At 44.4% G+C, this 22,207-nt stretch carries 22 protein-coding genes, 1 tRNA gene, 1 other RNA gene and 1 pseudogene; 10 read left to right on the top strand and 15 right to left on the bottom strand.

The features are described 5' to 3' along the window. Positions 1-78: 78 nt before the first annotated feature. Both F6K64_RS15995 and F6K64_RS16000 read right to left on the bottom strand, forming a co-directional pair. The gene (locus tag F6K64_RS15995) at positions 79-921 is read right to left on the bottom strand and encodes a YaaW family protein (RefSeq protein WP_008179951.1); all 843 of its coding nucleotides are present in this window, start codon (positions 919-921) and stop codon (positions 79-81) included. Positions 922-1,339: 418 nt separating this feature from the next. Continuing rightward, positions 1,340-1,472, bottom strand: a tRNA-OTHER gene (locus F6K64_RS16000). Positions 1,473-1,996: 524 nt separating this feature from the next. Between F6K64_RS16000 and F6K64_RS16005 the strand changes: the two genes are divergently transcribed. The 5 genes from F6K64_RS16005 (at position 1,997) to F6K64_RS16025 (ending at position 5,375) form a co-directional block, all read left to right on the top strand. Then, complete coding sequence (locus tag F6K64_RS16005; RefSeq protein ID WP_008179952.1) at positions 1,997-2,224, top strand: DUF167 domain-containing protein; 228 nt, start codon at positions 1,997-1,999, stop codon at positions 2,222-2,224. A 227-nt stretch (positions 2,225-2,451) separates the two neighbouring features. Continuing rightward, positions 2,452-3,363, top strand: a complete 912-nt coding sequence (locus tag F6K64_RS16010) for an acyl-CoA desaturase (RefSeq protein WP_131827221.1) — start codon at positions 2,452-2,454, stop codon at positions 3,361-3,363. A gap of 241 nt (positions 3,364-3,604) precedes the next feature. Continuing rightward, positions 3,605-4,327, top strand: coding sequence for a pyridoxine 5'-phosphate synthase (locus F6K64_RS16015; protein ID WP_008179955.1), 723 nt, complete (start codon positions 3,605-3,607; stop codon positions 4,325-4,327). A 22-nt stretch (positions 4,328-4,349) separates the two neighbouring features. Then, on the top strand, positions 4,350-4,673 hold the full coding sequence (locus tag F6K64_RS16020; protein WP_008179959.1) for an MgPME-cyclase complex family protein: 324 nt from the start codon (positions 4,350-4,352) through the stop codon (positions 4,671-4,673). 54 nt (positions 4,674-4,727) lie between these two features. Next, the gene (locus F6K64_RS16025) at positions 4,728-5,375 is read left to right on the top strand and encodes a hypothetical protein (RefSeq protein ID WP_008179960.1); all 648 of its coding nucleotides are present in this window, start codon (positions 4,728-4,730) and stop codon (positions 5,373-5,375) included. A gap of 59 nt (positions 5,376-5,434) precedes the next feature. Here the strand turns inward: F6K64_RS16025 and F6K64_RS16030 are convergent, their stop codons facing one another. From F6K64_RS16030 to folD, 3 genes are all read right to left on the bottom strand, one after another. Next, positions 5,435-5,890, bottom strand: a complete 456-nt coding sequence (locus tag F6K64_RS16030) for a divergent PAP2 family protein (protein ID WP_008179962.1) — start codon at positions 5,888-5,890, stop codon at positions 5,435-5,437. Positions 5,891-6,112: 222 nt separating this feature from the next. Beyond that, positions 6,113-7,042, bottom strand: a complete 930-nt coding sequence (gene crtE, locus F6K64_RS16035) for a geranylgeranyl diphosphate synthase CrtE (RefSeq protein WP_008179964.1) — start codon at positions 7,040-7,042, stop codon at positions 6,113-6,115. A 371-nt stretch (positions 7,043-7,413) separates the two neighbouring features. Next, the gene (gene folD / locus F6K64_RS16040) at positions 7,414-8,277 is read right to left on the bottom strand and encodes a bifunctional methylenetetrahydrofolate dehydrogenase/methenyltetrahydrofolate cyclohydrolase FolD (protein WP_008179967.1); all 864 of its coding nucleotides are present in this window, start codon (positions 8,275-8,277) and stop codon (positions 7,414-7,416) included. 190 nt (positions 8,278-8,467) lie between these two features. Here folD and F6K64_RS16045 point away from each other — a divergent pair, with 190 nt between their 5' ends. The 3 genes from F6K64_RS16045 to F6K64_RS16055 all read left to right on the top strand — a co-directional run bounded on the left by F6K64_RS16045 (position 8,468) and on the right by F6K64_RS16055 (position 10,664). Then, complete coding sequence (locus F6K64_RS16045; protein ID WP_008179970.1) at positions 8,468-8,920, top strand: hypothetical protein; 453 nt, start codon at positions 8,468-8,470, stop codon at positions 8,918-8,920. Beyond that, positions 8,910-9,350, top strand: a complete 441-nt coding sequence (locus F6K64_RS16050) for an NUDIX hydrolase (protein ID WP_008179972.1) — start codon at positions 8,910-8,912, stop codon at positions 9,348-9,350. Before F6K64_RS16045 ends, F6K64_RS16050 begins: the two co-directional genes overlap by 11 nt. A 318-nt stretch (positions 9,351-9,668) precedes the next feature. Beyond that, positions 9,669-10,664, top strand: coding sequence for a tyrosine-type recombinase/integrase (locus tag F6K64_RS16055; protein ID WP_287265801.1), 996 nt, complete (start codon positions 9,669-9,671; stop codon positions 10,662-10,664). Positions 10,665-10,691: 27 nt separating this feature from the next. On the opposite strand, the gene F6K64_RS16060 is transcribed toward F6K64_RS16055, so the two are convergent. The 6 genes and pseudogenes from F6K64_RS16060 to F6K64_RS16085 all read right to left on the bottom strand — a co-directional run bounded on the left by F6K64_RS16060 (position 10,692) and on the right by F6K64_RS16085 (position 15,491). Beyond that, on the bottom strand, positions 10,692-11,801 hold the full coding sequence (locus F6K64_RS16060; RefSeq protein WP_287265803.1) for a Gfo/Idh/MocA family protein: 1,110 nt from the start codon (positions 11,799-11,801) through the stop codon (positions 10,692-10,694). Beyond that, entirely contained in the window at positions 11,798-12,511 is a 714-nt protein-coding gene (gene rnc, locus F6K64_RS16065) for a ribonuclease III (protein WP_287265804.1), read from the bottom strand. Before rnc ends, F6K64_RS16060 begins: the two co-directional genes overlap by 4 nt. 89 nt (positions 12,512-12,600) lie before the next feature. Then, positions 12,601-13,043: RNase P RNA component class A (gene rnpB, locus F6K64_RS16070), an RNA gene on the bottom strand. A 147-nt stretch (positions 13,044-13,190) separates the two neighbouring features. Beyond that, on the bottom strand, positions 13,191-13,583 hold the full coding sequence (locus tag F6K64_RS16075) for a hypothetical protein (RefSeq protein ID WP_044492303.1): 393 nt from the start codon (positions 13,581-13,583) through the stop codon (positions 13,191-13,193). Then, positions 13,555-14,142: a Panacea domain-containing protein gene (locus F6K64_RS16080; RefSeq protein ID WP_287247558.1), complete on the bottom strand. Its 588-nt coding sequence runs from the start codon at positions 14,140-14,142 to the stop codon at positions 13,555-13,557. Before F6K64_RS16080 ends, F6K64_RS16075 begins: the two co-directional genes overlap by 29 nt. A 68-nt stretch (positions 14,143-14,210) precedes the next feature. Next, positions 14,211-15,491 (bottom strand): annotated as a pseudogene (locus tag F6K64_RS16085) (RNA-guided endonuclease InsQ/TnpB family protein). 753 nt (positions 15,492-16,244) lie between these two features. Here F6K64_RS16085 and mgtE point away from each other — a divergent pair. Beyond that, positions 16,245-17,636, top strand: coding sequence for a magnesium transporter (gene mgtE / locus F6K64_RS16090; protein ID WP_044492795.1), 1,392 nt, complete (start codon positions 16,245-16,247; stop codon positions 17,634-17,636). On the opposite strand, the gene F6K64_RS16095 is transcribed toward mgtE, so the two are convergent. The 4 genes from F6K64_RS16095 to F6K64_RS16110 all read right to left on the bottom strand — a co-directional run bounded on the left by F6K64_RS16095 (position 17,614) and on the right by F6K64_RS16110 (position 20,836). Further along, positions 17,614-17,799 carry a hypothetical protein gene (locus F6K64_RS16095; protein WP_287262847.1) on the bottom strand — a complete coding sequence of 62 codons (186 nt, stop codon included), beginning with the start codon at positions 17,797-17,799 and terminating at the stop codon, positions 17,614-17,616. The two genes, mgtE and F6K64_RS16095, sit on opposite strands and share 23 nt — an antisense overlap. Before the next feature lie 58 nt (positions 17,800-17,857). After that, positions 17,858-19,036 (bottom strand): M20 family metallopeptidase, encoded by a 1,179-nt coding sequence (locus tag F6K64_RS16100; protein ID WP_009149442.1) that lies wholly within the window; start codon positions 19,034-19,036, stop codon positions 17,858-17,860. Positions 19,037-19,168: 132 nt separating this feature from the next. Next, positions 19,169-20,563, bottom strand: a complete 1,395-nt coding sequence (locus F6K64_RS16105; protein ID WP_009149438.1) for an AtzE family amidohydrolase — start codon at positions 20,561-20,563, stop codon at positions 19,169-19,171. 84 nt (positions 20,564-20,647) lie between these two features. Further along, positions 20,648-20,836: a DUF4089 domain-containing protein gene (locus tag F6K64_RS16110; protein ID WP_009149434.1), complete on the bottom strand. Its 189-nt coding sequence runs from the start codon at positions 20,834-20,836 to the stop codon at positions 20,648-20,650. Between the two features lie 183 nt (positions 20,837-21,019). Between F6K64_RS16110 and F6K64_RS16115 the strand changes: the two genes are divergently transcribed. Next, a complete protein-coding gene (locus tag F6K64_RS16115; protein ID WP_009149431.1) occupies positions 21,020-21,892 on the top strand; it encodes a DUF4351 domain-containing protein in 873 nt (290 codons plus the stop codon). Positions 21,893-22,207 lie beyond the last annotated feature (315 nt).

Raw genomic sequence — 22,207 nt, forward strand, 5'->3', positions numbered from 1 at the left:
TCCAACCTATTTGTAGGTGATTGTTTGGATGTCTATTCTTTCCCAAGAACCAATTAACCACTAACCACTACTATCAATCTAAACTGGTTCCCAGCACTCAGCACGAGTCAGGCGAATTTGTGCTAAGGTTAAGATTGTTGGAATAATCCGACCGTAGTTGGTTGCGATCGCTCTCCAGCCTAAGTCAACGAAGAAATAGCTCCACATGATCGGACCTAGGCAGGCAAAAACACTCCGAGTAACCCCATAACGAGCAGCACTGAGTGCCATTCCCTGTCGTGCTGTTTGTACTGTCAAGTAGTTCTGAAACTGAGCTGCTGCTGCCAAACCCCCCTTCACTAGGGCTTGTTTAGCCACCTGATAGCGAGCGAAATGCAGGGCAAACTGGCGTGCCACCTGTTGCAGTATTATTGGCTTTAGAATCGAGGTCAATGCTAGGGCGCTACCACCTTTGAGTAAAAAGTCGATAGGATTGTGCTGGATTTGTACAGGTAAGGGTTCAGGGAGTTTTGACTTAGCTAAGCATTTCTGTACCTGTACTGTTAGGGATTGCTGCTCTTGGGTTGGTAAGCGTTTCCAGGTTTTCTCCATTAGGTGAAGAAATATTTCTGCTTCCAAGTCAGTTGTAGTCAGACGTTGAGAATAAGGAATTTTGAGGTAACGACAAACTTGAATCAGGGCTTGTCGGTAGGTTACTTCACTCGTGCGTCCCTTGAGTACTGTTACCCCATCTGCTGCCAAGAAGCGAAATCGGTCTTCCAGGGAATCCAACCAAGCTTCACGGTTTTGGCTTTGGATATCGATTGGGTCAGGGAGCTGAAGGTAATCTAAAGGATTAAACCTACGACAGAATAGAATGTCTGTCACTTGTTGTAATTCTTCAACGGTTGCTAACTCTAACGCAGTTCTCAGCTCATCCAACGTTCTTCCCTCCACAACCCCGTTTTTACTGCTGTCCTCTATTCTACTCCTATCATTTTTCTAGTAGGAGTTTGAATCTACTTTGATGTAGTAAGCTGTTAGGCCTTTGGCAGCTATGCTGAAGCGACGGCTGCGCCTTCATGGGGGGATTTGTCCCACTCGCGCTTTGCATCAAGATACGGAAAAGAGTTTCAGGTTTTTTTTTGATTTAATAAAGCGATGCAGTCGGCCCCACGCGGGTTTCCATCACTCGCGCTTGGGATCAAGACAATGTCGTTTAAATGCCCGACAGCTTATGAATGAGAAAAGGATGGTCGATAACCCTCAATTCTTCAGCCTTTACAGGCAAGGGGTGAATCAAAGATGTAAGGATCTTGCCATCCGCTCTACCATTGAGCTACCTGCCCCATTTATTTGTTGGTGTAGCGGAGCGGGATTTGAACCCGCAACCTCCGGTGAATCAAGGGTGGGGTTCGTTTAGAAGACGATAACCCTCAATTCTTCGGCCCTTTCGGGCAAAATTGGCGCTCTCCCATTGAGCTACCCGTTACAGAACAAGCTAAACCCAAACCAGATTGCTAAATGAGTTGCTTGAGTTACTTTTATATGACATTTGTAATATAAAAAATGAAGCGTCAAGTTTGGCTCTTCCGTACTTGTTATGCTAAATTAACACTTTGCCAAAGGGACTGAGGCCGTAGGCCACGCGGGGCGCGTTCGGAGCAGGGACTTCGGAGCAGGAGGAAGAGGCAGCTATATGGGAAAAATTTATGGTTAAATAGCCTCATAACCCTTACACAGTAAGCTTTTCGGGGGGGGTAAACTATAAATTTAGCATAGTAGGTACTGAAGAACCTCAAGTTTTTAGGGGCAAGATGAGTCAAGAAATTTACCGCGATTGGCGCAGTCGTTTGACTCCAATGGTTTGGCTCGAATTAGGGTTATGTTGCGATCGCAACAGAAGTCTTTACACTTACCAGAGCCGATCCGGATCAGTATGCTACTCTGGTAAACGGTGACTACATTAAAACTTCCGATACCCAGAAGCCAGAAGATTTTGACGAAACTTTCATTGATGAAGAGGCGAGTTCAAGTTAAACCCAATTCTAAACATCAAAAGATAGAAGACTCAGACGATGGGACACTCAAGGTGCATTTGAAGTCACCACCTGTAGATGGCAAGGCCAATCAGGAGTTAATTGAGTTGCTGGCTCAAAGGTTTAAAGTACCAAAGTCTCGTATCCAAATTAAGTCAGGTTTATCCTCAAGGAATAAATTGATTGAAATCAACACCAATGCCTAGCTAGCTGCAATAGGTCACCCATGACCAATACCGTCAGGATTAGCCCAAATGTAACTTAAATCCCTGGAATTGGAGGATTTAGCCGAAAATACAACCATCCAAAATCCAAAAATCCCAGTTGATAGCCTTCGTGCTAAGCACGGAGCTAGAGTCCAAACAGAGCCAGACTGACAAGCAATCGGATATGCTTAGTTTTGGTGTATTAGTATCTTATCGAAACAACACAAGTGTCAATCTCTTCATCTACTGCCCCACAAGTCAGCACACTTCAGAAAACTGTAGTTACTATCGTTATCGCCATGTCCCCTGTGGGAGTAATCGCTGCGATAGTAGTTATGTTCCTTGAGAAACTGAACGTCCAGCCTCTCGATATTGGTCTTTTTCTCGGGATGTACATCCTGAATTTCATCGGGATTACCGTCGGGTATCACAGGCTTTTTAGCCATCGTGCCTTTCATACTGGACCCTTTATAAGGGCATTCTTAGCCATTGCTGGATGTATGGCAGCTCAAGGACCAGTCACTAGCTGGGTTCACCATCATCGCTGCCATCATATTTACTCTGACCAAGACGGAGACACTCACTCACCCCATCTTCACCAGGGAGGATTTTGGGGATTTATCCAAGGGTTTTGGCATTCCCATATTGCTTGGATTGTGAATGTGGATTGGCAGCCTCCCTATAAGTATGCTCCTGACCTAATCAAGGACAAGCTGATCCGAAGAATAGACAACCTCTACGTCTTTTGGGTATTGCTGTCCCTGTTAATTCCTGGTTTCCTGGGTGGAGTCTTGACTGGTTCTGTCTCAGGAGTCTTAGGTGGTTTAATCTGGGGCGGAGCATTTCGGATTTTTCTGGTTCGTCAAATCACCTTTTGTGTCAACTCAGTTTGCCACCTGTGGGGAAACGAGCTGTTTACTACCTCTGATATGAGCAAGAACAATCCTATCGTCGCCATCTTGACCCTTGGTGAAGGGTGGCACAATAATCACCATGCTTTTCCCAACTCAGCAAGATTTGGACATTATTGGTGGCAACTTGACCTGGGTTGGTTCTTCATCCTGCTGCTTCAGCGCTTAGGACTGGCCTGGAATGTCAAATTACCATCCTCAGACCAACTGCAACCTAGAAACATCTAATCCCAGGATTAAGAATTTCAGGTGAACTACCTTTCGCTGCGCACGCCCCTCGCGAGGGGCTTTCTAATTCACGGGGTACTGTCTTGTAGACACTTGATAGATAATCTCTCTAGATGTTCCCTCCCCCTGTTAAACTAGAAAAGGCTATGTTGCTCAAAGCTAAGGTTTTAAAGCCTTGGAATTCAAGACCAAGCTGCGCTATGGTCGTGGCTAGGATGTCAAATCCAGGAGAAAAACATTCGTGCTAACACTGGGCGTAAATATCGACCATATTGCCACAATTCGTCAGGCACGGCGCACTGTAGAACCTGACCCAGTGGCAGCAGCGGTGTTGGCAGAGCTTGCTGGTGCGGATGGCATCACCGCACATCTAAGAGAGGATCGACGTCACATTCAAAATAGGGACATTGCTCTGTTAAGACAAACGGTGCGAACTCATCTGAATTTGGAAATGGCACCTACCGATGAAATGGTAGCGATCGCTCTAGATGTCAAACCCGATTACGTTACCCTCGTACCAGAAAAACGAGAAGAAGTGACTACCGAGGGAGGGCTAGATGTAGCAGGGCAAATGCCTCGCCTTACTGAGGTTGTAGCCCAGTTACAGAACACTGGCATTCCCGTTAGCTTATTTATAGACGCTGATCCCGCCCAAATCGATGCTTCTGCTAAAACAAAAGCTAAATTTATTGAGCTCCACACGGGGAGTTATGCAGAAGCTACTGATGAAGTCAGTCAGGCTAAAGAATTAAAAGTTTTGGCCTCCGGATGCCAACAAGCGATTGCTGCTGGCTTACGAGTCAATGCTGGTCATGGTCTTACCTACTGGAATGTTTACCCGGTTGCTTGTATCGAAGGTATGGAAGAACTCAATATTGGTCATAGCATCATTGCTCGGGCATCTCTGGTGGGTATAGAACGGGCGGTCAGAGAAATGAAACAAGCGATGCAAGGTAAATTTTGAGCTTTCCTCAGTAACTGAAACTATGCAAACTTACTACTACGTTTTAGCCAGTCAACAATTCCTTGAAGAAGAACCATTGGAGGAAGTACTTCGGGAACGTACCAGGCACTACCATGAACAGGAAAAAGAAATAGACTTTTGGTTAGTCAACCAGCCAGCATTCTTGGAAAGTTCCCAAATGTCCCAGGTCAAGCAGGAATGTCCGCAACCAGCAACGGCGATAATTTCTACTAATCCTAAGTTCATCACCTGGTTAAAGCTGCGCCTAGAATTTGTCAAAACTGGTGAATTTCAGGCACCATCAGATAGTATACCTGACCCTCTAGCGTCTCTGGCATCAGTTTGATGGTTAGTTTTTTGCTTCCAAGACAGTGGCTATGGGTCTACTTTCTAATCATCTATGACCAGGGAAACAATACAGTTTATTTTACAAATTTTATCGATAGCACTGGCTGCTTTAGCTGGTGTCTTTGATTCGGTTTATGCTCAACCAATAACTCCTCAATGCCAACCACCACAAAACGGTGAGTACATTTTGTTAGTGCTTAGCCGAACTAGGAAAAATCACGAACAAATTCAACGAATTTTACCCAACACTGCAAAAACTAATTTTTGTCAATATTTGGAAGACATAGTAACTCGCGTTGGGGGTTTCAGAGGGATTAACGATGCTAAAGATTGGGCACGCTATCTGGATCAGGTAGTTGGATACTCAGCTTTTGTAGTTCAATCTCCACCGTCAAGCCAGCCTAATACTATACAGACTGCTACTATACAAGGTTATACTCCTCAGGGATTGGGTGATGGTTATGCAGTTCTGGTGGACTACTTCAATCAACCAGAAGTGGCATCCCGACTAGAGCAACTACTGGGCGTCAATGTTGGCTTGGTTTCTTATGCTCAGCGACCTTACTTACTGACAGTACACACAACTAGTGAAACCCAAGCTAACTCAATCTTAAGGCGACTGAGCGCAGGGGGGTTTTGGGCAATGGTTGTTGATAGTCGCCGAGTTACCCTACTAAAACGTAAGGTGGTTCGCTTTTAACTAGTTCCGCTTGAACTAGTTAATGGCAAATTACTAATTAAAATTACTAATTAACATGATTAATAAGCCGTTGCTGCTATACAAGAAATAGCGATACCTAACACCAAACCAACAAGCACCTGAAAGGGTGTATGACCTAATAATTCCTTAAGGCGGTCTTCTTTCAACTCTTTGTCTTCGCTAAAAAACTGATCGATAATTTGGTTGAGAATTCGAGCTTGCTTACCGGCAGCTTGCCTGACACCAGCAGCATCATACATGACTATGATGGCAAACACTAAAGCGATCGCAAATTCTGGAGAAGCCCATCCCACCGTTTGTCCTACACCAAATGCTAAGGCAGTGACGAATGCTGAGTGAGAACTAGGCATTCCACCAGCAGTCACCAGTATCCGAAGATTAAGTTTGCGATTTTTGGTTAGATCAACCAAAAATTTAAATAGTTGAGCCACCAGACAAGCGATGAGCGCAACCAGCAACACCTGGTTGTTTAGGATGTCGCTAAAGTCCTGCATAATTATTTACTTTAAATTGGTCATTGGTCATCGGTAACTCAGCATTGGGGAAACGATTAAGGATGAAGGATCAAGTATGAAGTTATGAAGTATGTTCCCCCGATAGCGTCCCTTCTAGGGTATAATTAAGGATGAAGTATATTTGTTTTTGGTGTTCCTGTAGGCTAGGATTAAAGACTTCATCCTTTAACTTTCGTTGGCCTTACCCCAATACCAAGTACCTTAATGAGTGCGATTCACAATAAAGTCAGCGATCGCAATCAGGGGTTGAGCCTTTTCCCCAAAGGATTCAATTTGAGCTTTTGCCTCATTCACCAGCTCCTGGGCTTTGGCTTTTGATGCCTCTAGCCCCCATAGGCTAGGATAAGTAGCCTTTTGTGCTTTAATATCCTTACCTGCTGTTTTACCTAGTTCCTCCTGGGTAGCAGTTATATCTAGGATGTCATCGACAATTTGAAATGCTAAACCAATATTTTGGGCATATTTGGATAGCCTTTGTAAGTTAGCTGCCGTTGCCCCTGCCAATATTCCACCACAAACTACACAGGCTTCTAGCAAAGCACCAGTTTTATGAGTATGGATAAAGGAGAGGGTTTCTTCTTTAATATCCGACTTACCTTCTGATTCGAGATCAAGCACTTGACCCCCAACCAATCCCGATGCTCCGACTGCTTTAGCCAACCAAGCAACTACCTGCAAAACTTGGGGAGCTGGTACATTTTTAGTTTGAGCCGCCGCATATTCAAATGCATAAGCTAATAAACCATCACCTGCGAGGATGGCAATGTCCTCACCAAATACTTTGTGGTTAGTTAGTTTACCCCGACGGTAATCGTCATTGTCCATTGCTGGTAGGTCATCATGAATCAATGACATGGTATGGATCATTTCCAGAGCGCAGGAGGTTGGCATTGCCATCTCCACCGTGCCACCCATCAGCTCACAGGTAGCTAGGCACAGAATCGGGCGCAAGCGTTTACCTCCAGCCAACAGAGAATAGCGCATTGCCTCGTAAATTTTGTCCGGCTCCATTCGGGGCAGAGCCTGGTCTAAAGCTGACTCAATTAGAGCCTTTCGCTCTTTTAAGTAAGTTAGTAAGTCTAAACTTGGGGATTCCCTCTTGGGGGTAGGTCGCCCCTCCGTCGCTACCATGCCTTGATTCCTTGATTATCTGATTCCTCTAACAATTTTACGGGGCTGGGGGTCTTCTTGAAACTACCTTGTCTAATTCTCCTACTTCTCGTTTGATGAACAAAACTCTTTACTGATGCTAATTAGGATTGTCGAGTTTTGAAATTTATGAAATTTATCAGTAGCGCTAAACTAGAGTCTAACCCTCTCAAACCCAACATTTAATATGTTCGTAAAACTTACAACACAGATTTATAATAGTTTTATATTTTATAGCTTTCAGTCTTCTTAATTAGTTCTTTTGTTGACCAGGCCTGCTGTGACATGAAATTATTTTAATCATAAACAACGGTTTGATTGATTGTTGTCAATCTTCACGAGAGCAAAACTGTTCAAGAATACCTCTTTGTATAACTAAGGATCGTATTATTTAGTAGCATAGCCACTGTCATCGGTCCGACGCCACCAGGGACAGGGGTAATATATCGGGCTATTTCCTGAACAGAGTCAAAGTGGACATCTCCCAGAAGACGAGATTTTTCTTGTTGATCACTAACGCGATTGATACCAACATCAATTACGACAGCACCTGGTTTTACCATGTCACTGGTAATCAGTTGAGGTCGTCCCACAGCTGCTACCAAAATATCAGCGCGACGTGTCAGCTCCCCCAGATCTTGGGTGCGCGAATGAGCAATTGTTACTGTAGCGTTGGCTTCTAGTAGCATCAGTGCTAGGGGTTTACCTACTAAAATACTACGTCCTACCACTACTGTCTTTTGACCAGACAAATTAATCTGGTACTCTTGCAACAGGCGCATTATCCCTGCTGGTGTACAGCTACGTAAACCAGGGTCTCCCCGCAGCAGACGACCTAGATTAACAGGGTGTAATCCATCAGCATCTTTATCCGGATGGATTTGGTGCAGTAATGAAACAGCATCTAGGTGGTCGGGTAAGGGCAGCTGGAGCAGAATTCCATCTACACGCTGATCTTGATTGAGCGAGTTAATGGTTTCCTCGAGTTCTGTTTGGGAGGTGTTACTGGGAAAATGACGACCAAATGAAGCAATGCCCACCTTAGCACAGGCACGTTCCTTATTACGAACATAGGCAGCGCTAGCAGGGTTGTCACCTACCATCAACACTGCTAATCCAGGAGGTCGTCCATGTTTCAACATCAGCTTCTGTGTCTGTTCTTGCAGCTGGGTCTGAATTTTTTTAGCTATGGTCTTACCATCGAGTATGTTCGTCATTGGTCAATTGGGTTAAACAGTGTAGACGGGTGTACAGATGCTGCCTACTTGGGTTAGAACATTGTAGATGCATGGAGCGACTTACCTTAGGCTGGGGAACGAACATTCAAGTTTCAACCTACTTCCTTTTTCACTCCTCCAAACAGAGTTCATTGGCAACTGACAACTGAAAACATCATAGGATTTCAATATGCCAACTAAGTATTGGTCAACTCTTTTACCGTTTTGGGTTTTACTTGTAGGAGCCGGGACTGTTGGCTGTAGTCCCTTAGCCCATAATGGCATTCATCAGCTTAATATTAGCTACCCTGGTGTAAAGGTCACAAAAATCGGTGAAATACCACAAAATCAGAATACTATCGATACAGTCTACCTTCGGGGTAAAGTTACTAATCAAGCACCACTTTTAGATGCGAATGCTTATGAACTCAAAGATGCAACTAGTACCATTTGGGTAGTCTCTCAGGGAACTTTGCCCAATATCGGTGATCAAGTCTTGATCCACGGTAAGGCTCAATTTCAAAGCATTCCCATTGCTGGACAAGATTTGGGTGAATTCTTTATTCAAGAGCTTGAGCAGCTACAACGGCAAGTCTATCAACCCAAGTCCCCCTTACTTCCAAGACCCACAGATGAGCAGTAAGCAAGTTCAAGTAGCGATCGCTATTCTCTATCGGCAAGGTCAGTTTCTGATGCAGCTACGGGACAATATTCCTGGTATTCTTTACCCCGGTTTGTGGGGTTTATTTGGGGGGCACATAGAACCCGGAGAAACCCCAATCGAAGCTCTCAGGCGGGAATTGCTGGAAGAAATTAGCTATGCACTACCCTCAGCATCTTTGTTTGGCCATTATCCTGAACCCCATGTGTTACGTCATGTTTTTGCAGTACCCCTGACCGTGGAAGTCTCACAATTGGTCTTAGGGGAAGGCTGGGATATGGGGTTGTTGACTCCTGAGCAGATTCGCCAGGGGGAGTCTTATTCTGCCAAGGCTGGTCAAGTGCGACCCCTTGGTCCTGCTCATCAGCGTATTCTACTGGATTTTCTGGAGAAGCGATCGAGCTTGGTATAAGCGCCCTTTTAACCGGAAACCTGGGCAAGAACAACCAGATCACCTACCCTAAACCCAGGGCCAAAGGCGAACAACTGGATAACCTTAAACCTTCAACCTTTCACGGACAACACAGCATGATTGACCATAGGTCACGTTGCGCGATCGAGCATGCTTGTTGTCCTTTTTGTGATCTTGGGCATTTCTTTGCACAACCGCGACTAAAAAGCGATTGATGAATTGCCTTTAATTGGTTAAATAATTCCGGTAACAGTGCTTATCAGTATTAAATAGGCTATAATAACACTAGATGCTTAACAACTTCACGTTCATGGAACCGTGGATACTCATACCCCAAACCACATCACCCTTCAACCTGACCAGCTGACCATTACTACAGCAAACCTACTAGAAGCTTTTGCTGATTTCCTGGATATCGATGTGGCAGCAGGAGATGCTGCAGCTGATACCGTGAATACCTACCGCCGCCAGGTTCAGCAATTTGTGAACTGGTGCGATCGCATAAATCTTCATCCAGCCGCAGTTACTAAAGACGACATTAAGCGTTACCGCCGCTGGATGGTAGACACTAAAAAATTTAAGCCAGCGACGGTATCACTCAAGTTGTCAGTTGTCAAGCGTTTTTATCAAGCTGCTGTGGAAAAAGGACTGATTACTATCAATCCAGCCCTTGGGGTGAAACCGCCACGGGAAAAGCTGGACCCGGCGGCAAGGATTACCTATTTGGAAAAGCCTGAAGTTGAGAAGTTGTTAGCAGCTATAGTGAATGATGGTAGCCTTAAGGCAAAGCGGGATAAACTTCTGCTGGCAATCATGATATTAGAAGGTCCCCGTAGCATTGAGTTACATCGGGCAAATGTCTCTGATGTAGTTAAGCAGGGGGGTAATTTAGGAATTCGGGTCGAAGGGAAGCGTAATATTAGAATAGTGCCATTAACACCAGATCTTGCTGAGTTACTGATGGCTTATCTCGAAGCAAGGGCAGAAAATGGGGAAGTGGTCAAACCATCCAGTCCTCTATTTATAGCTGTTGGAAACAGGGCGGGTGGCAAGCGGATTTCCCGGCGGGGGATTCGGCTAGTTGTAGATAGCTATCTTGAGCAAACTAACCTTAAGCAAACACCAGGAAGAACTATATCAGCCCATAGCTTGAGACATACGGCAGGTACGTTAGCTCTGCGTTCTGGTGCTGAGTTACGGCAAGTGCAAGATTTGTTGGGACATGCTGATCCCAGAACAACTTGTATTTATGCCCATGTAGCGGATCGCTGGGAAAATAATCCAGCATTGAAGCTGGGAATTAACCTGTCGTGATCATCTAGAGAGGAAATTAATAGCTAATTATTTCGGCAACTGGGGAACAGTAACTGGCACTCCTCCTTGGTGAAGGGATTGGCTTAAACAAGTGAGAATCTGTACCAATTGAGCACCAACCCAGCCAGATGATATTGATGAAGGTTGGGACAAGCGGAGACTGTTAATAAAGCGATCGCATACTGAATAAAGTGGTTCAAGTGATTCGAGATCAAGAACTTCACGATGTTGACCAGCAGGGATAAAATACTCCCCGTTCTGTTCAAAATAACCATGTTGGATAGTTAGGGGTGCTTGGGCAACCATTTCATCAAAAATCAAGGTTCCCTGTGTTCCTACAATCCCAAGCCGCCGCTGTTTATCTGGATTGAGCCAGCACAGATGAATAAATGCTTGGAAGCCAGTGGGATAGCTAAGTGTGACCTGAACTAAGTCAGCTAGTCCTTGAGGAGTTGAAGGTTGTTCGCATTTGGCGTTCCCGTAGGGTAGGTTATTTGTTATACTTGAAGAATTGCTAACTTGAAACTCTTTTTGAAACTGTAGCCACACCCTACCATTAGCTTGAACTTGAACAGGTAGCTGTCCTAAGCAATGGTTGAAAATAGCAATATCGTGAATAGCTAAATCCCAGAGAGAATCTACATCTTGACGTACTGGTCCTAAGTTAGTACGGGCGGCGTATCCATAGCGTAAGTCTCCTAAGCATCCTGAGTTGACAACCTCTTGAGCACGCTTGACCGCTGGGTGAAATAGATAGGTATGGTCAACCATGAGTTGTCGCTGGTTTTCTTGAGCCAGGTGGCACAATTCTAGACACTCAGCCACATCAAGGGTTAAGGGTTTTTCTGCTAGGACGTGTTTCCCCTGCTGTAGAGCATCCTTAATTAGGGTGTAATGGGTAACTGCTGGAGTAGCAATTACCACTGCCTCAATTGTTGGGAGATACTGTATCGATTCCCAATCTGTTGCTAAACGTACCTCAGGAGCTAGGTTATATTTATCTTTAATAGCTGCCAAGGTTTCTGGGTATGGATCAACCACTGCTACTAAGCAAGCATCAGGGTGTGCCAAGAAATTCCTGACCAAGTGTTTCCCCCAGCGACCTGCTCCCAATATGGCTACTCCGGTTTGTTTCATTTTTGCCCTCTCAATTCCAGAAATGCCTGTTTGGCTGCTGCTTGTTCCGCAGCTTTTTTCGATCTTCCTGTACCTTCACCTAATTGTCGATTTTGTAGCCAGACTTGGGCAGTGAAGCGGTTGTTTGCCCCATGCACTTGTAGGTTTTCGGTCAGATGATACTTTGGGAGCAGTTTGTAGTGAGCTTGAGTCCATTCCTGAAGAGCATCTTTGTAGTTTTGGCGGGCAGGGTCTTGACGAATTTCAGTAGTGAGTTTTTGTAAGTGAGGGTCTAGCCAAGGACGGACTAATTCTAGGGTATGGGTACTTAAATATAATGCTCCCAATATTGCTTCAAAGGCATCAGCTAAGCGGGATGTTTCGCCAACTTTGTCCCCAGCGGCACTATTGGAAACGAGTAAATAACGCTCTAGACCATAGCTGCGAGCGAGTTGAGACAGAATGCGATCGCTTACCAGTACGGAACGAATGGCAGCAAACTCACCAACGGAAGAGTTGGGATAATTTTCCCATAGCCATTCTGAGCTAGCTAAACGTATTACAGCATCACCAACAAACTCCAACTGCTCATAGTTGTCTTCTGCTGAGATACTACAATGAGTCAGTGCTAAATCTAGCAACGACCAATTCACAGCTGTAGTTTTAGATAGTCCTAACTTTTGAACTAACTTCTCTAATTGTTTCTGACGACGGGGATCTTTGATGGTCATGGGTGTCTGTTGTCGTGAGTCGGAAAGTCCTTTGTGACTAACCAGAGTCTGCTGGGAGTACTCATTACTAACGACTAATAGCTAAATTGAGAGAAAGTCGGACATAAGCCGGGTTCTGTTCTCCCTAGCAACAATGAAAAAGCTACTAAAGAGGGTGGTTATCTATCTAGGACGGCTGTTACCAGACGCCTCATGCGGTTCTCCATATCCGGAACTGGTAAAAGACCAACCGTAGTTCCTCTCGACCTTGCTCCCAACCGGGGTTTACCGAGCCAGCACCTCTCGATGCTGCTGGTGCGCTCTTACCACACCTTTGCACCCTTACCTGTGAAAGAATCAGGAAAAAGGCCGGAAGAATTTATTCTTCCTGGAGCCTTCTACCTTTATCCTTCCCATCGGCGGTATGTTTCTGTGGCACTATCCTCACGGTCACCCGCACTGGGCGTTACCCAGCAAGTTTGGTCTTTCGGGAGCCCGGACTTTCCTCAGACTCGCAGAAAAATGCGAATCCGCAACCACCTGCGCCTACTTTCTCTCTACTCTAGTTTAGACTTGATTAGCAGTTGGTTGTTAGCTGCTGGAGTTAGAGTCAATTTAGAGGCACAGAGCATTATCTGTCCCAGGAGCAGCAACTAGGGAAATGCGATGGGACGTTGGAGCCGCTGCGCGAACGCAAAAGCTAATCCTCTAGAATTTGTTGGATTACACTCCTAAGATCTTTGTCATCAGGGCGTTTTGTGAACTGTTTATGACTGTAAATCCAAACAAGTTTGATAACTGATTTACTTGTATTAACTAAATACATCAATCTGATTTGTCCAGAAGCGCCTTGGCCAAACTTCAACTCAAGCTTATGAAATGTCCATCCTTCAGGTAACTTACTCGTTTTTGGGAAAGGTTCTTGACGGGAATTTCTAGGATATGGGTTCTCTATTAAATTGTCTAGGACTTGCGTGACAAGCAAAAAAAAGCTATTTTTGTGAACTTTGTGATCTTTGGCAAGTTTTTTCAAAGAACGATAAAAATTCTGTGAGTTTTCAGTGTCAATCGAGAAGGGATTTGATCCAGTCACTCACTTCTCCTTTACCAATAAGATTTGAAGATGATGAAGCAAAAGCGTCCTCCAAAACTTTTGACATCACCGATTCATATGCGGGGTGCTCACGTTCTATTTCATCAAGTTTCTGCTTACCTAATGCTTTCATATCCTCAAGAATAATGGGCTCAGTTGAGCTAGCGTCAGATCGTAAACCTTTGCGAGCTTTTTGCCAAGGAAACTCGCAGTGGGTCATATTACTAAGTCGAAAAGCATGATAGCCACCAAAATATTCCCAAGTTTCTTCTAGAAGCTCTATCTTCTCATCAGGGATATTTGAGAGGAAGTCTTTTTTAGGGATAGGTAATTGCTTAGCTTCAAACTCACTGTAAAACCTGTAAGCACTAGGGCACACAGGACCGTATCGCCATGCTTGAATTTCTTCATCAAACAATGGCTGATCGTAAAGGGCTAGATGTAAACTTTGTGCATAGTACAGAAGCTTTTGAAGCTTCATGTTGGTCATTTCAGCTTCCATGCCATCATCGTAAGCTTTTACGATGAAATAGCGAGCCGCATTGAGACAATCAACCATAGTTAGACTCGCAAATCTAATTTAAATAACCTTCAATGATAGCAATTTATAATAATTGCTTGTGCTTATCATTTTGACACTCCCCGGTCGCGCATACGCGGGGATTCTTTGCTCAACGAGTCAGCTTGCTCAGTCAGGCCGGAACCAGAAAGAGTAGAGGCCGATTCTCCCAAAGCGTTTCGGGAGACCCGTTCGCGTAGCGTGGCCTACGGCCTCCGCTGCGCGAACGGATCTATGATCCAGGTTCCGGTGTGCCCCACCGTACCTAAGGCTTGTTCAAGGATGTTGATTGCAGCGTTATGGTCTCTGTCTAGGGAGCAACCACACTGACAGACGTGGGTTCTAGTTGATAGAGATTTCTTGACTGTTTCACCACAATTGGAGCAGTTTTGGCTTGTGTAGGCAGGGTTGACTGCAACAGTTATCTTGCCAAACTTAGCGCCAAAGTGTTCTATCCATTTCCTGAATTGATACCAACCTGCATCATTAATAGACTTAGCAAGACAATGATTTTTTACCATATTCTTAACCCTCAAGTCTTCATAGGCTACCAGGTCGTTTGACCGGACTACGCAACGTGCCAGTCTCTTGGCATGTTCTTGACGTTGCCTACTTATTTTGAGGTGTGTCTTACCTAGCCTATTAATCGCTTTCTTGCGATTGGATGAGCCTTTCTTTTTCCGGGAAACTTGACGTTGATATAATTTTAGGCGCTTTTCACCTTTTCTGTAGAACCTGGGATTAGGTTCAGCATCTCCGTTAGAATCTGTGTAGAAATCCTTTAGTCCAACGTCTAAGCCAATGGTGTTACCTGTAGCTGGAACAGGTTCATTAATGTCAACCTGAACGCAGAATTGGACATAGTATCCATCAGCTCGACGGACTATCCTGACTCTCTTGATCTGCTTCTTGTCGAAGCGCCACAAGTCCCATGTACCCTTGAGTTTGAGTTTCCCGATTCCCTTCAAGTCACTAAAGATGATTGACTTTTTATCAGGACATAGCTTCCATCCTGAAGTCTTATACTCTACTGAGCGACAATGTTTCTTGAATCGTGGAAACCCTTTCTTGCCGGGTACTTTTTTCTTACAGTTATCGTAGAAGCGGACGATTGATGACCAGGCTCGTTCAGCACTTGCCTGACGAGCCATAGAGTTCAGCTCATTGGCAAAGGTCAACTGTTTTGCTAGGACAGTGCAATATTTGTTGAGATCGTATTTATTGACCCCTTTATTGTCCATCCAATAGCGAATGCAGCTATTGCGAATAAACTTAGCCGTTCTAATCGCCTCATCTATGGCTGAATATTGTCTCTGCTTGCCGTATGCTTTGAACTCTAAAACTATCATTAGTATCGACCTATTGCTACTAATTTAGTATACAATACATAGCATAAAATTTAGGAACTTTCCAAATATTTTTTTCACGGCTAAAAGCGAGCTATCTCGCTTTCATCCCCGGTCTAAGGACGCGGGGTTTTCAGCATCGTTGATTCCTGATAACCTAAACTAATTCAATAGTACAATTATACTACTAAGCTGCTGATCGATAGCAATCCGATTTGAGTGGTGAAACACCAGAAGAGGGAGAGAGGGGTAAGAAGGGAAAGAATTTCACGATTTTTGTTCACAAATTAATTACCCCCGGGCTGGATCACCTACAGGGAAATCTAGGGTGATGGGATCACTCTCAAATAACTATTGCGTTAAAAATACTCTTTAACAAAGATCGCTCAAGTAGTGTCATGGCTGAATATCGGAATTCAATCAAGGATAGTTGGGTGAGCTACCAATTAAGAAACAAACCTTTGAGTAACTGTGTTAACTTTGGTTAAGTTAACTCAAACCTGATCAGCAGTAAAGATGGTTCGTATTTTACATTTCTTAATATAATTTCATTTATTTATTGATTTTCGACTAATTACCAAGTACTAATTACCAATTACCAATTACCAATTACCAATTACCAATTACTAATTACCAAGTACTAATTACCAATTACCAATTACCAATTACCAATTAGTCTTGGAGCAAGTCCAAAACCATCTAGACTTGAGTCAGCAGTGACAAACAAGTAGAACCTACTCAACAGGAGGGTTTGCATTGACTGAAAACCAAATTTCCCTCCAGACAATCTCGCGTAGTGAACTGCGACAGCTGGTGCGTTCTCAGCTGCAGATACTGCTGGAGCAAGGTAATCTTCAGGGTGCTAAGCAAGTGCTGGTACCAGTACAACCAGTAGACATTGCGGAAGCGATTGAAGGATTACCGGAAGCAATGCAAGTGATTGCCTTCCGCTTATTGTCTAAATCTGAGGCCATTGAGGTGTATGAAAATCTTGACTCCAGTGTCCAACAGTCTCTAATTGAGAAGTTTAAACATCAGGAGGTACTGGATATCGTAGACAAGATGTCGCCAGATGATCGAGCCAGGTTGTTTGATGAGTTACCAGCTAAGGTCGTCCGACGCTTGCAGTCACAGTTAAGTCCCAAAGAACGCCGAGCCACAGCCCTGCTCTTGGGGTATGAGGAGGGAACAGCAGGGCGAATCATGACCCCTGAATATATTTCCCTTAAGGAAAACTTGACAGTTACCGAGACCTTAGAGCAGATTCGTAGCTTAGCCAAAGCCTCGGAAGTCGTATATTACCTCTATATAACTGATAACTCTCGACATTTGACTGGGATTGTTTCCCTGCGGGATTTGGTGATTTCTGCCACCGAGACCACCATGGGTGAAATTATGACTCGTGATGTGGTATATGTCTATACCTATGCAGACCAGGAAGAGGTAGCACGGATGATCCAACGCTATGATTTCCTGGCTGTACCAGTGGTTGACCGGGAGCAGCGTCTAGTGGGTATTGTCACTGTGGATGATGTGATTGATATCTTGGAGCAGGAAGCAACAGAAGATATGTACGCGGTCGGTGGTGGTGTCCAATCGGAGGGGGATAATTATTTTCAAACCAATTTATTCACAGTTGCCCGCCGACGGGTAGTTTGGTTATTTGTCTTGTTACTCACTAATACGGTTACGGGTACGATCATAAAGTCTCAAGAGTCTATTTTGCAGCAGGTTGTTGCCCTAGCAGCTTTTATCCCTTTACTCACTGGCACTGGTGGGAATGTGGGAGCTCAGTCTTCTACGGTGGTGATTCGCGGCTTGAATACTGATGAAATTCGTGACTTAGGCCCCGGTCAAGTGATTGGGCGAGAGGCACTGGCGGGGTTATTACTAGGAGTAATTCTGGGTACGATGGCTACGGGATGGGCTTACTGGTTACAAGGAGATTTGTCAGTAGCCCTCTCGGTGGGAGTGAGTCTGATTGCGATCGCACTTTTAGCATCAGTTGCCGGTTCAGCCCTACCGTTTCTGTTCCGTCACCTAGGCTTAGACCCAGCTCTGATGTCCGCACCATTTATTACAACAGTTGTTGATGTCTTGGGTGTGCTGATTTATTTCAATATTGCTAAATCAGTCTTAGGGCTTTAGCATAAAATACTATATCATAGCAGTTATCAATTGGGTGAGGTAAATTTTGGATTGTAGGGAATAGGGAATAGGGAATAGGGAGTAGGGAGTAGGGAGTAGGGAGTAGGGAGTATGAATTAAGGAAAAAGGAACATAAAAGAAGCAACAGGGAACAAAAAATCATAATCTGTACTTAAAATTGTTGCAAATCGCTAAAATTAACTGTAAAATTAACTTTATAATTAACAGTCCTGGTGCCAGTACTTATAAATCGCATAAGCCAGAGTAACTACACCGGTAACAATGGCCGATTCATCCACGGCAAATAGAGGATGGTGTAGTGGGTAGTTTAGTTTATTTTGGAATCCAACCCCGAGGCGGAACATGCTGCCAGGAGCGTGTTGTAGATAAACCGAGAAATCTTCTGCACCCATAGAGGCTTCCGGTATGATTGAAACGCGATCGCTTCCCCAAGCTTCCTTAGCTGCTGCTTCCAACAACTGAGTTAAGGCTAGGTCATTTTGTACTGATGGTACTCCCCGCTGATAGTTGATGTGATAGCGAGCGCCATAAGCATTACAGACATTGGCCACAATCTTTTCAATCCAATCGGGTAGGCCAGCATAGGTTTGGGGATGAAGCGATCGCACTGTTCCTACTAGGCGGACTTGGTCAGCAATAATATTCGGAGCTCGCCCACCACTAATTTGTCCAATTGTCAAGACCATCGGGTGTAATGGGTTCTGGGTGCGACTAATAGCTTGTTGGAGGGTGGTAATCACCTGGGCAGCAATCCAAATCGCGTCAATAGCTTGGTGAGGGCGAGCTCCATGACCGGATTCTCCCATAATTACGATTTCTAAATCATCCGCTGCTGCTGTTAATGCCCCATAGCGGATACCAATAGACCCTGCTGGAATTGATGGGAAAACGTGAAGACCAAAGATAGCACTGACATCCTTCATGCCCCCATCTTTAACAATCCAGTTTGCACCTTGAGCAATTTCCTCAGCTGGTTGGAACAGAAAGCGAGTATTACCAGGAAAAGTTTCTCCGAGTTGGGATAGAATCATAGCTGTGCCTAAGCCTACGGTGGTGTGGACATCATGACCACAGGCATGCATGACTCCCGGTTGATGTGAGGCAAAATCGAGGCAAGTTTGTTCGGTGATGGGTAGAGCATCCATATCAGTGCGCAGTGCGACTAATCGGTCATCGGTACCACCAATCAGTTCACCGATAAGACCAGTTTTGCCAATCCTTTCTTGTACATGAAGACCACAGGAGGATAGGACCCCAGCTACGTAAGCGGCTGTTTGGTGTTCTTGACCACTCAATTCTGGGTGAGAGTGGAGATGACGGCGGATTTCGATCAGACGCGGGGCAAGTTCTTGGGCTAACTCTTTAATCTGGGAGAGCATGCTGCTAGATAAATGCTAGATAAAATTGTTTCATACTTAACTCTTTATACTTCTTTTTGAATTGTGGCAATAATTAATATTTTATTATACAACTATTTGCGGTAAAAGAATATTGTCTCAATCATCGATTTGTTAAGACACAACCGCTGCTGAAACGATGCCTTGCTCCTCAAGCACTGCAGCAACTCTAAGAATCATGGCTTCATGGTAGGGTGCAGCAATAATTTGTACCCCTAAGGGCATTTGACCAGGACGGTGAATTGGTACCGATAAGACCGGTAAGCCAATGAAGGATAAGGGTTGAGTAAATAATCCTAAGTTTGGACGAACCAACACTTCTTCCCCAGCAATGACCATTTTTTCTTGACCCAGTAGGGGAGCAACACAAGGGGTAGTGGGAGCGAGGATAATATCGACATTTTGGAAGACTTCCCGAATGCGATCGCGAAACCATTGTCGAAACCGTTGCGCTTGAATATACCAAGTGCCTGGAATTAGGGCACCTGCTAAAAAGCGTACGCGTGTAGCTGGATCAAAATCATCGGGACGTTTACGCAAATTGTCCAAATGGAGGTTTGACCCTTCATTAGCTGTAATAATATAAGCTGCTGCTCTGGCTCGCTTGGCTTCTGGGATAGTAACCGAGGCAGTTACATCCAAGCTACTAGCCACTTTAGCCACAGCATCCAAGACTTCTGGTTCTGCCCCTTGAGCAAAATACCCATCAGCAACCCCAATCCGTAACCCTTCAATCCCTTCGTTAAGGTGGGGGACACAGAGTTCTGGGAGACGATTGCTACAAACTGGATCAGCGGGATCTGCTCCCTGAAGGATATCAAAAGTAGTAGCAATATCCCGTACAGAACGAGCAAACGGACCGATATGATCCAAACTAGCAGAAAACAAGAAAACCCCTGCGCGAGACAATCGTCCGTAGGTAGGTTTTAAGCCAAAAGTACCACACAACGCAGCTGGTACCCGGATTGAACCATTGGTATCAGAACCAAGAGTAATTGGTACTAATCCCGCTGCCACTGCTGCTGCCGAGCCGCCAGAGGAACCACCAGCAATGCGAGTGAGATCATGGGGGTTATGAGTTGCACCGTAATGGCTATTTTCCGTTACAAAGCCATAGGCATACTCATCCATATTTAATGCTCCGACTAGGATAGCACCCGCTTGTTTTAGTTTAGTTACAGCAGTAGCATCACGGGAAACAGGAGGATTTTCAGCATTAATTTTTGACCCAGCTAATGTTATTAAGCCAGCAATATCATATAAGTTTTTAACTGCAAAAGGAACTCCTGCCAATGGACCGGGATTGTTCCCTTTAGCAATAGCATGATCAATCTCTTCAGCATCGGATAAGGCTTGGTCAGTGGTAACCGTTGTGAAACAGTTAAGGGATTGGTTACGGACAGTGATTTTTTCGAGACAGTTAGTAATAACTGTTTTTGCGGTGACTTGACCTTCTCGAATCCCAGTGGCAATTCCAATAGCATCATCAATTTGTTTCACGGTTAGCATCCCAATTTAAACTATTATTATGATGATTTAGTAACGGTTATAAACCAATAAGCTTTCTAATTTACTAGAAAAAAAATCAGCATCCTAAGGTTCAAATACCGGAGCAGCTTCGATATCATCAGGTAAGGTAAATTCTGTCACTAAAGATGCGATCGCATAAATTTTAGCGAAGTTTTTGATAACACCAGGACGGTGTTGGGGCTTAAGGTCTAAATCAAGGAGTTGCGCCATTGCTTCGACATAGGTAGCGGTTTCAAGTGTTTTCTTTGTCATTAGTAGTTAGTGTTTAATAATTTAGTAGTTAACATTAATTGTAATCTATAAATATAATAAAATTTTAAAATCTGTCGTTATTACTCAAAACTAAACCCTCAAAACTCGGCAGTCTCTTCAAAACTCTATTCAAACAAACAAAGTTAAGTTTTTCGTTACCTTAAAGATATAAAGACACCCGATATGGCTATGACTCAAACGAAAGCCGAACCCATTATCCGATGGGAAAAACTCCCCGACGAATTTCAATTACCCGATGACCCAGTGGAAAATCTCTATCATCCCTTATTAGCGGCTATCCTGCGAGAGATTCTGGAATTAGCCGGATTTATCACTAACTCAATGCTGATTGCGTCCAACTTTGGACTCTGTGCCAATGTGGACGGTAAAACAGTAGTCAAAGCACCGGACTGGTTTTATGTACCTTCTGTGTTTCCTGTGTTACCAGGGGTGATTCGCCGTAGCTATACCCCTCACACCGAAGGAGAGGTACCAGCAGTGGTTATGGAATTCTTATCCGAAAAGGAACAAGGAGAATATTCCATGAACCCCCGTTACCCCTATGGCAAATGGTACTTTTACGAGCAAATCCTACAAGTACCAATTTATGTGATTTTTGACCCAGGGTCCGGAAGTTTGGAAATGCGATCGCTTAATTCAGGAAGCTATACCCTTCAACAACCCGATGCTAATGGACGCTACTGGATTGAATCTATGGGTTTGTTTCTGGGAGTATGGTACGGTAAAAAATCAGAAATCACCAACTATTGGTTACGGTGGTGGGATAGCTCTGGACATTTATTACCTTGGGGAGAAGAGAAAGTCCAACAAAGTCTACAGCAAGGCTTACAGCAAGGCTTACAGCAAGGCTTACAGCAAGGAAAACTGGAGCTAATTATGCGTCAGTTGAAACGCCAGGTTGGAACAATCGAGCCTACTCTAGAATCAGTCATCAACAACTTATCTGCTGCTGATTTAGATCAACTGAGTGAGGCATTGTTCGATTTTTCCGATGGGTCGGATTTATCCAGTTGGTTAGAGGGACTGAAAGGCTAATCAGATGTAAGCATTCAGCCGTCAGCGGTCAGCCGTGAGCTAAAAGCTCACGCTACTTGAGGTGCGGTCAGCTTAAAACAAGCTATCCGGCTTAGGAGTTCAACGGACTCAAAGCCAAATACAATGAATTCCTTGGCCGAAAGGCCAAGGAACTGAGATTAAACTTTTGCTTACCTCTTTTATTCAAAAGCTGATAGCTGATAGCTGATAGCTGATAGCTGATAGCTGATAGCTGATAGCTGATAGCTGATAGCTGATAGCTGATAGCTGATAGCTGATAGCTGATAGCTGATAGCTGATAGCTGATAGCTGATA

This window comes from Moorena sp. SIO3A2, assembly GCF_010672265.1.
GTDB classification, from domain to species: domain Bacteria; phylum Cyanobacteriota; class Cyanobacteriia; order Cyanobacteriales; family Coleofasciculaceae; genus Moorena; species Moorena producens.

Excerpts from the sequence above, each read along its gene's own strand:
- F6K64_RS16005 (WP_008179952.1), top strand. The coding sequence starts at position 1,997 with ATGAAGAGGCGAGTTCAAGTTAAACCCAATTCTAAACATCAAAAGATA.
- F6K64_RS16020 (WP_008179959.1), top strand. The coding sequence starts at position 4,350 with ATGCAAACTTACTACTACGTTTTAGCCAGTCAACAATTCCTTGAAGAA.
- F6K64_RS16025 (WP_008179960.1), top strand. The coding sequence starts at position 4,728 with ATGACCAGGGAAACAATACAGTTTATTTTACAAATTTTATCGATAGCA.
- F6K64_RS16030 (WP_008179962.1), bottom strand. The coding sequence starts at position 5,890 with ATGCAGGACTTTAGCGACATCCTAAACAACCAGGTGTTGCTGGTTGCG.
- crtE (WP_008179964.1), bottom strand. The coding sequence starts at position 7,042 with ATGGTAGCGACGGAGGGGCGACCTACCCCCAAGAGGGAATCCCCAAGT.
- folD (WP_008179967.1), bottom strand. The coding sequence starts at position 8,277 with ATGACGAACATACTCGATGGTAAGACCATAGCTAAAAAAATTCAGACC.
- F6K64_RS16045 (WP_008179970.1), top strand. The coding sequence starts at position 8,468 with ATGCCAACTAAGTATTGGTCAACTCTTTTACCGTTTTGGGTTTTACTT.
- F6K64_RS16050 (WP_008179972.1), top strand. The coding sequence starts at position 8,910 with ATGAGCAGTAAGCAAGTTCAAGTAGCGATCGCTATTCTCTATCGGCAA.
- F6K64_RS16060 (WP_287265803.1), bottom strand. The coding sequence starts at position 11,801 with ATGAAACAAACCGGAGTAGCCATATTGGGAGCAGGTCGCTGGGGGAAA.
- rnc (WP_287265804.1), bottom strand. The coding sequence starts at position 12,511 with ATGACCATCAAAGATCCCCGTCGTCAGAAACAATTAGAGAAGTTAGTT.
- F6K64_RS16080 (WP_287247558.1), bottom strand. The coding sequence starts at position 14,142 with ATGGTTGATTGTCTCAATGCGGCTCGCTATTTCATCGTAAAAGCTTAC.
- F6K64_RS16095 (WP_287262847.1), bottom strand. The coding sequence starts at position 17,799 with ATGATTTTTTGTTCCCTGTTGCTTCTTTTATGTTCCTTTTTCCTTAAT.
- F6K64_RS16100 (WP_009149442.1), bottom strand. The coding sequence starts at position 19,036 with ATGCTCTCCCAGATTAAAGAGTTAGCCCAAGAACTTGCCCCGCGTCTG.
- F6K64_RS16105 (WP_009149438.1), bottom strand. The coding sequence starts at position 20,563 with ATGCTAACCGTGAAACAAATTGATGATGCTATTGGAATTGCCACTGGG.
- F6K64_RS16110 (WP_009149434.1), bottom strand. The coding sequence starts at position 20,836 with ATGACAAAGAAAACACTTGAAACCGCTACCTATGTCGAAGCAATGGCG.
- F6K64_RS16115 (WP_009149431.1), top strand. The coding sequence starts at position 21,020 with ATGGCTATGACTCAAACGAAAGCCGAACCCATTATCCGATGGGAAAAA.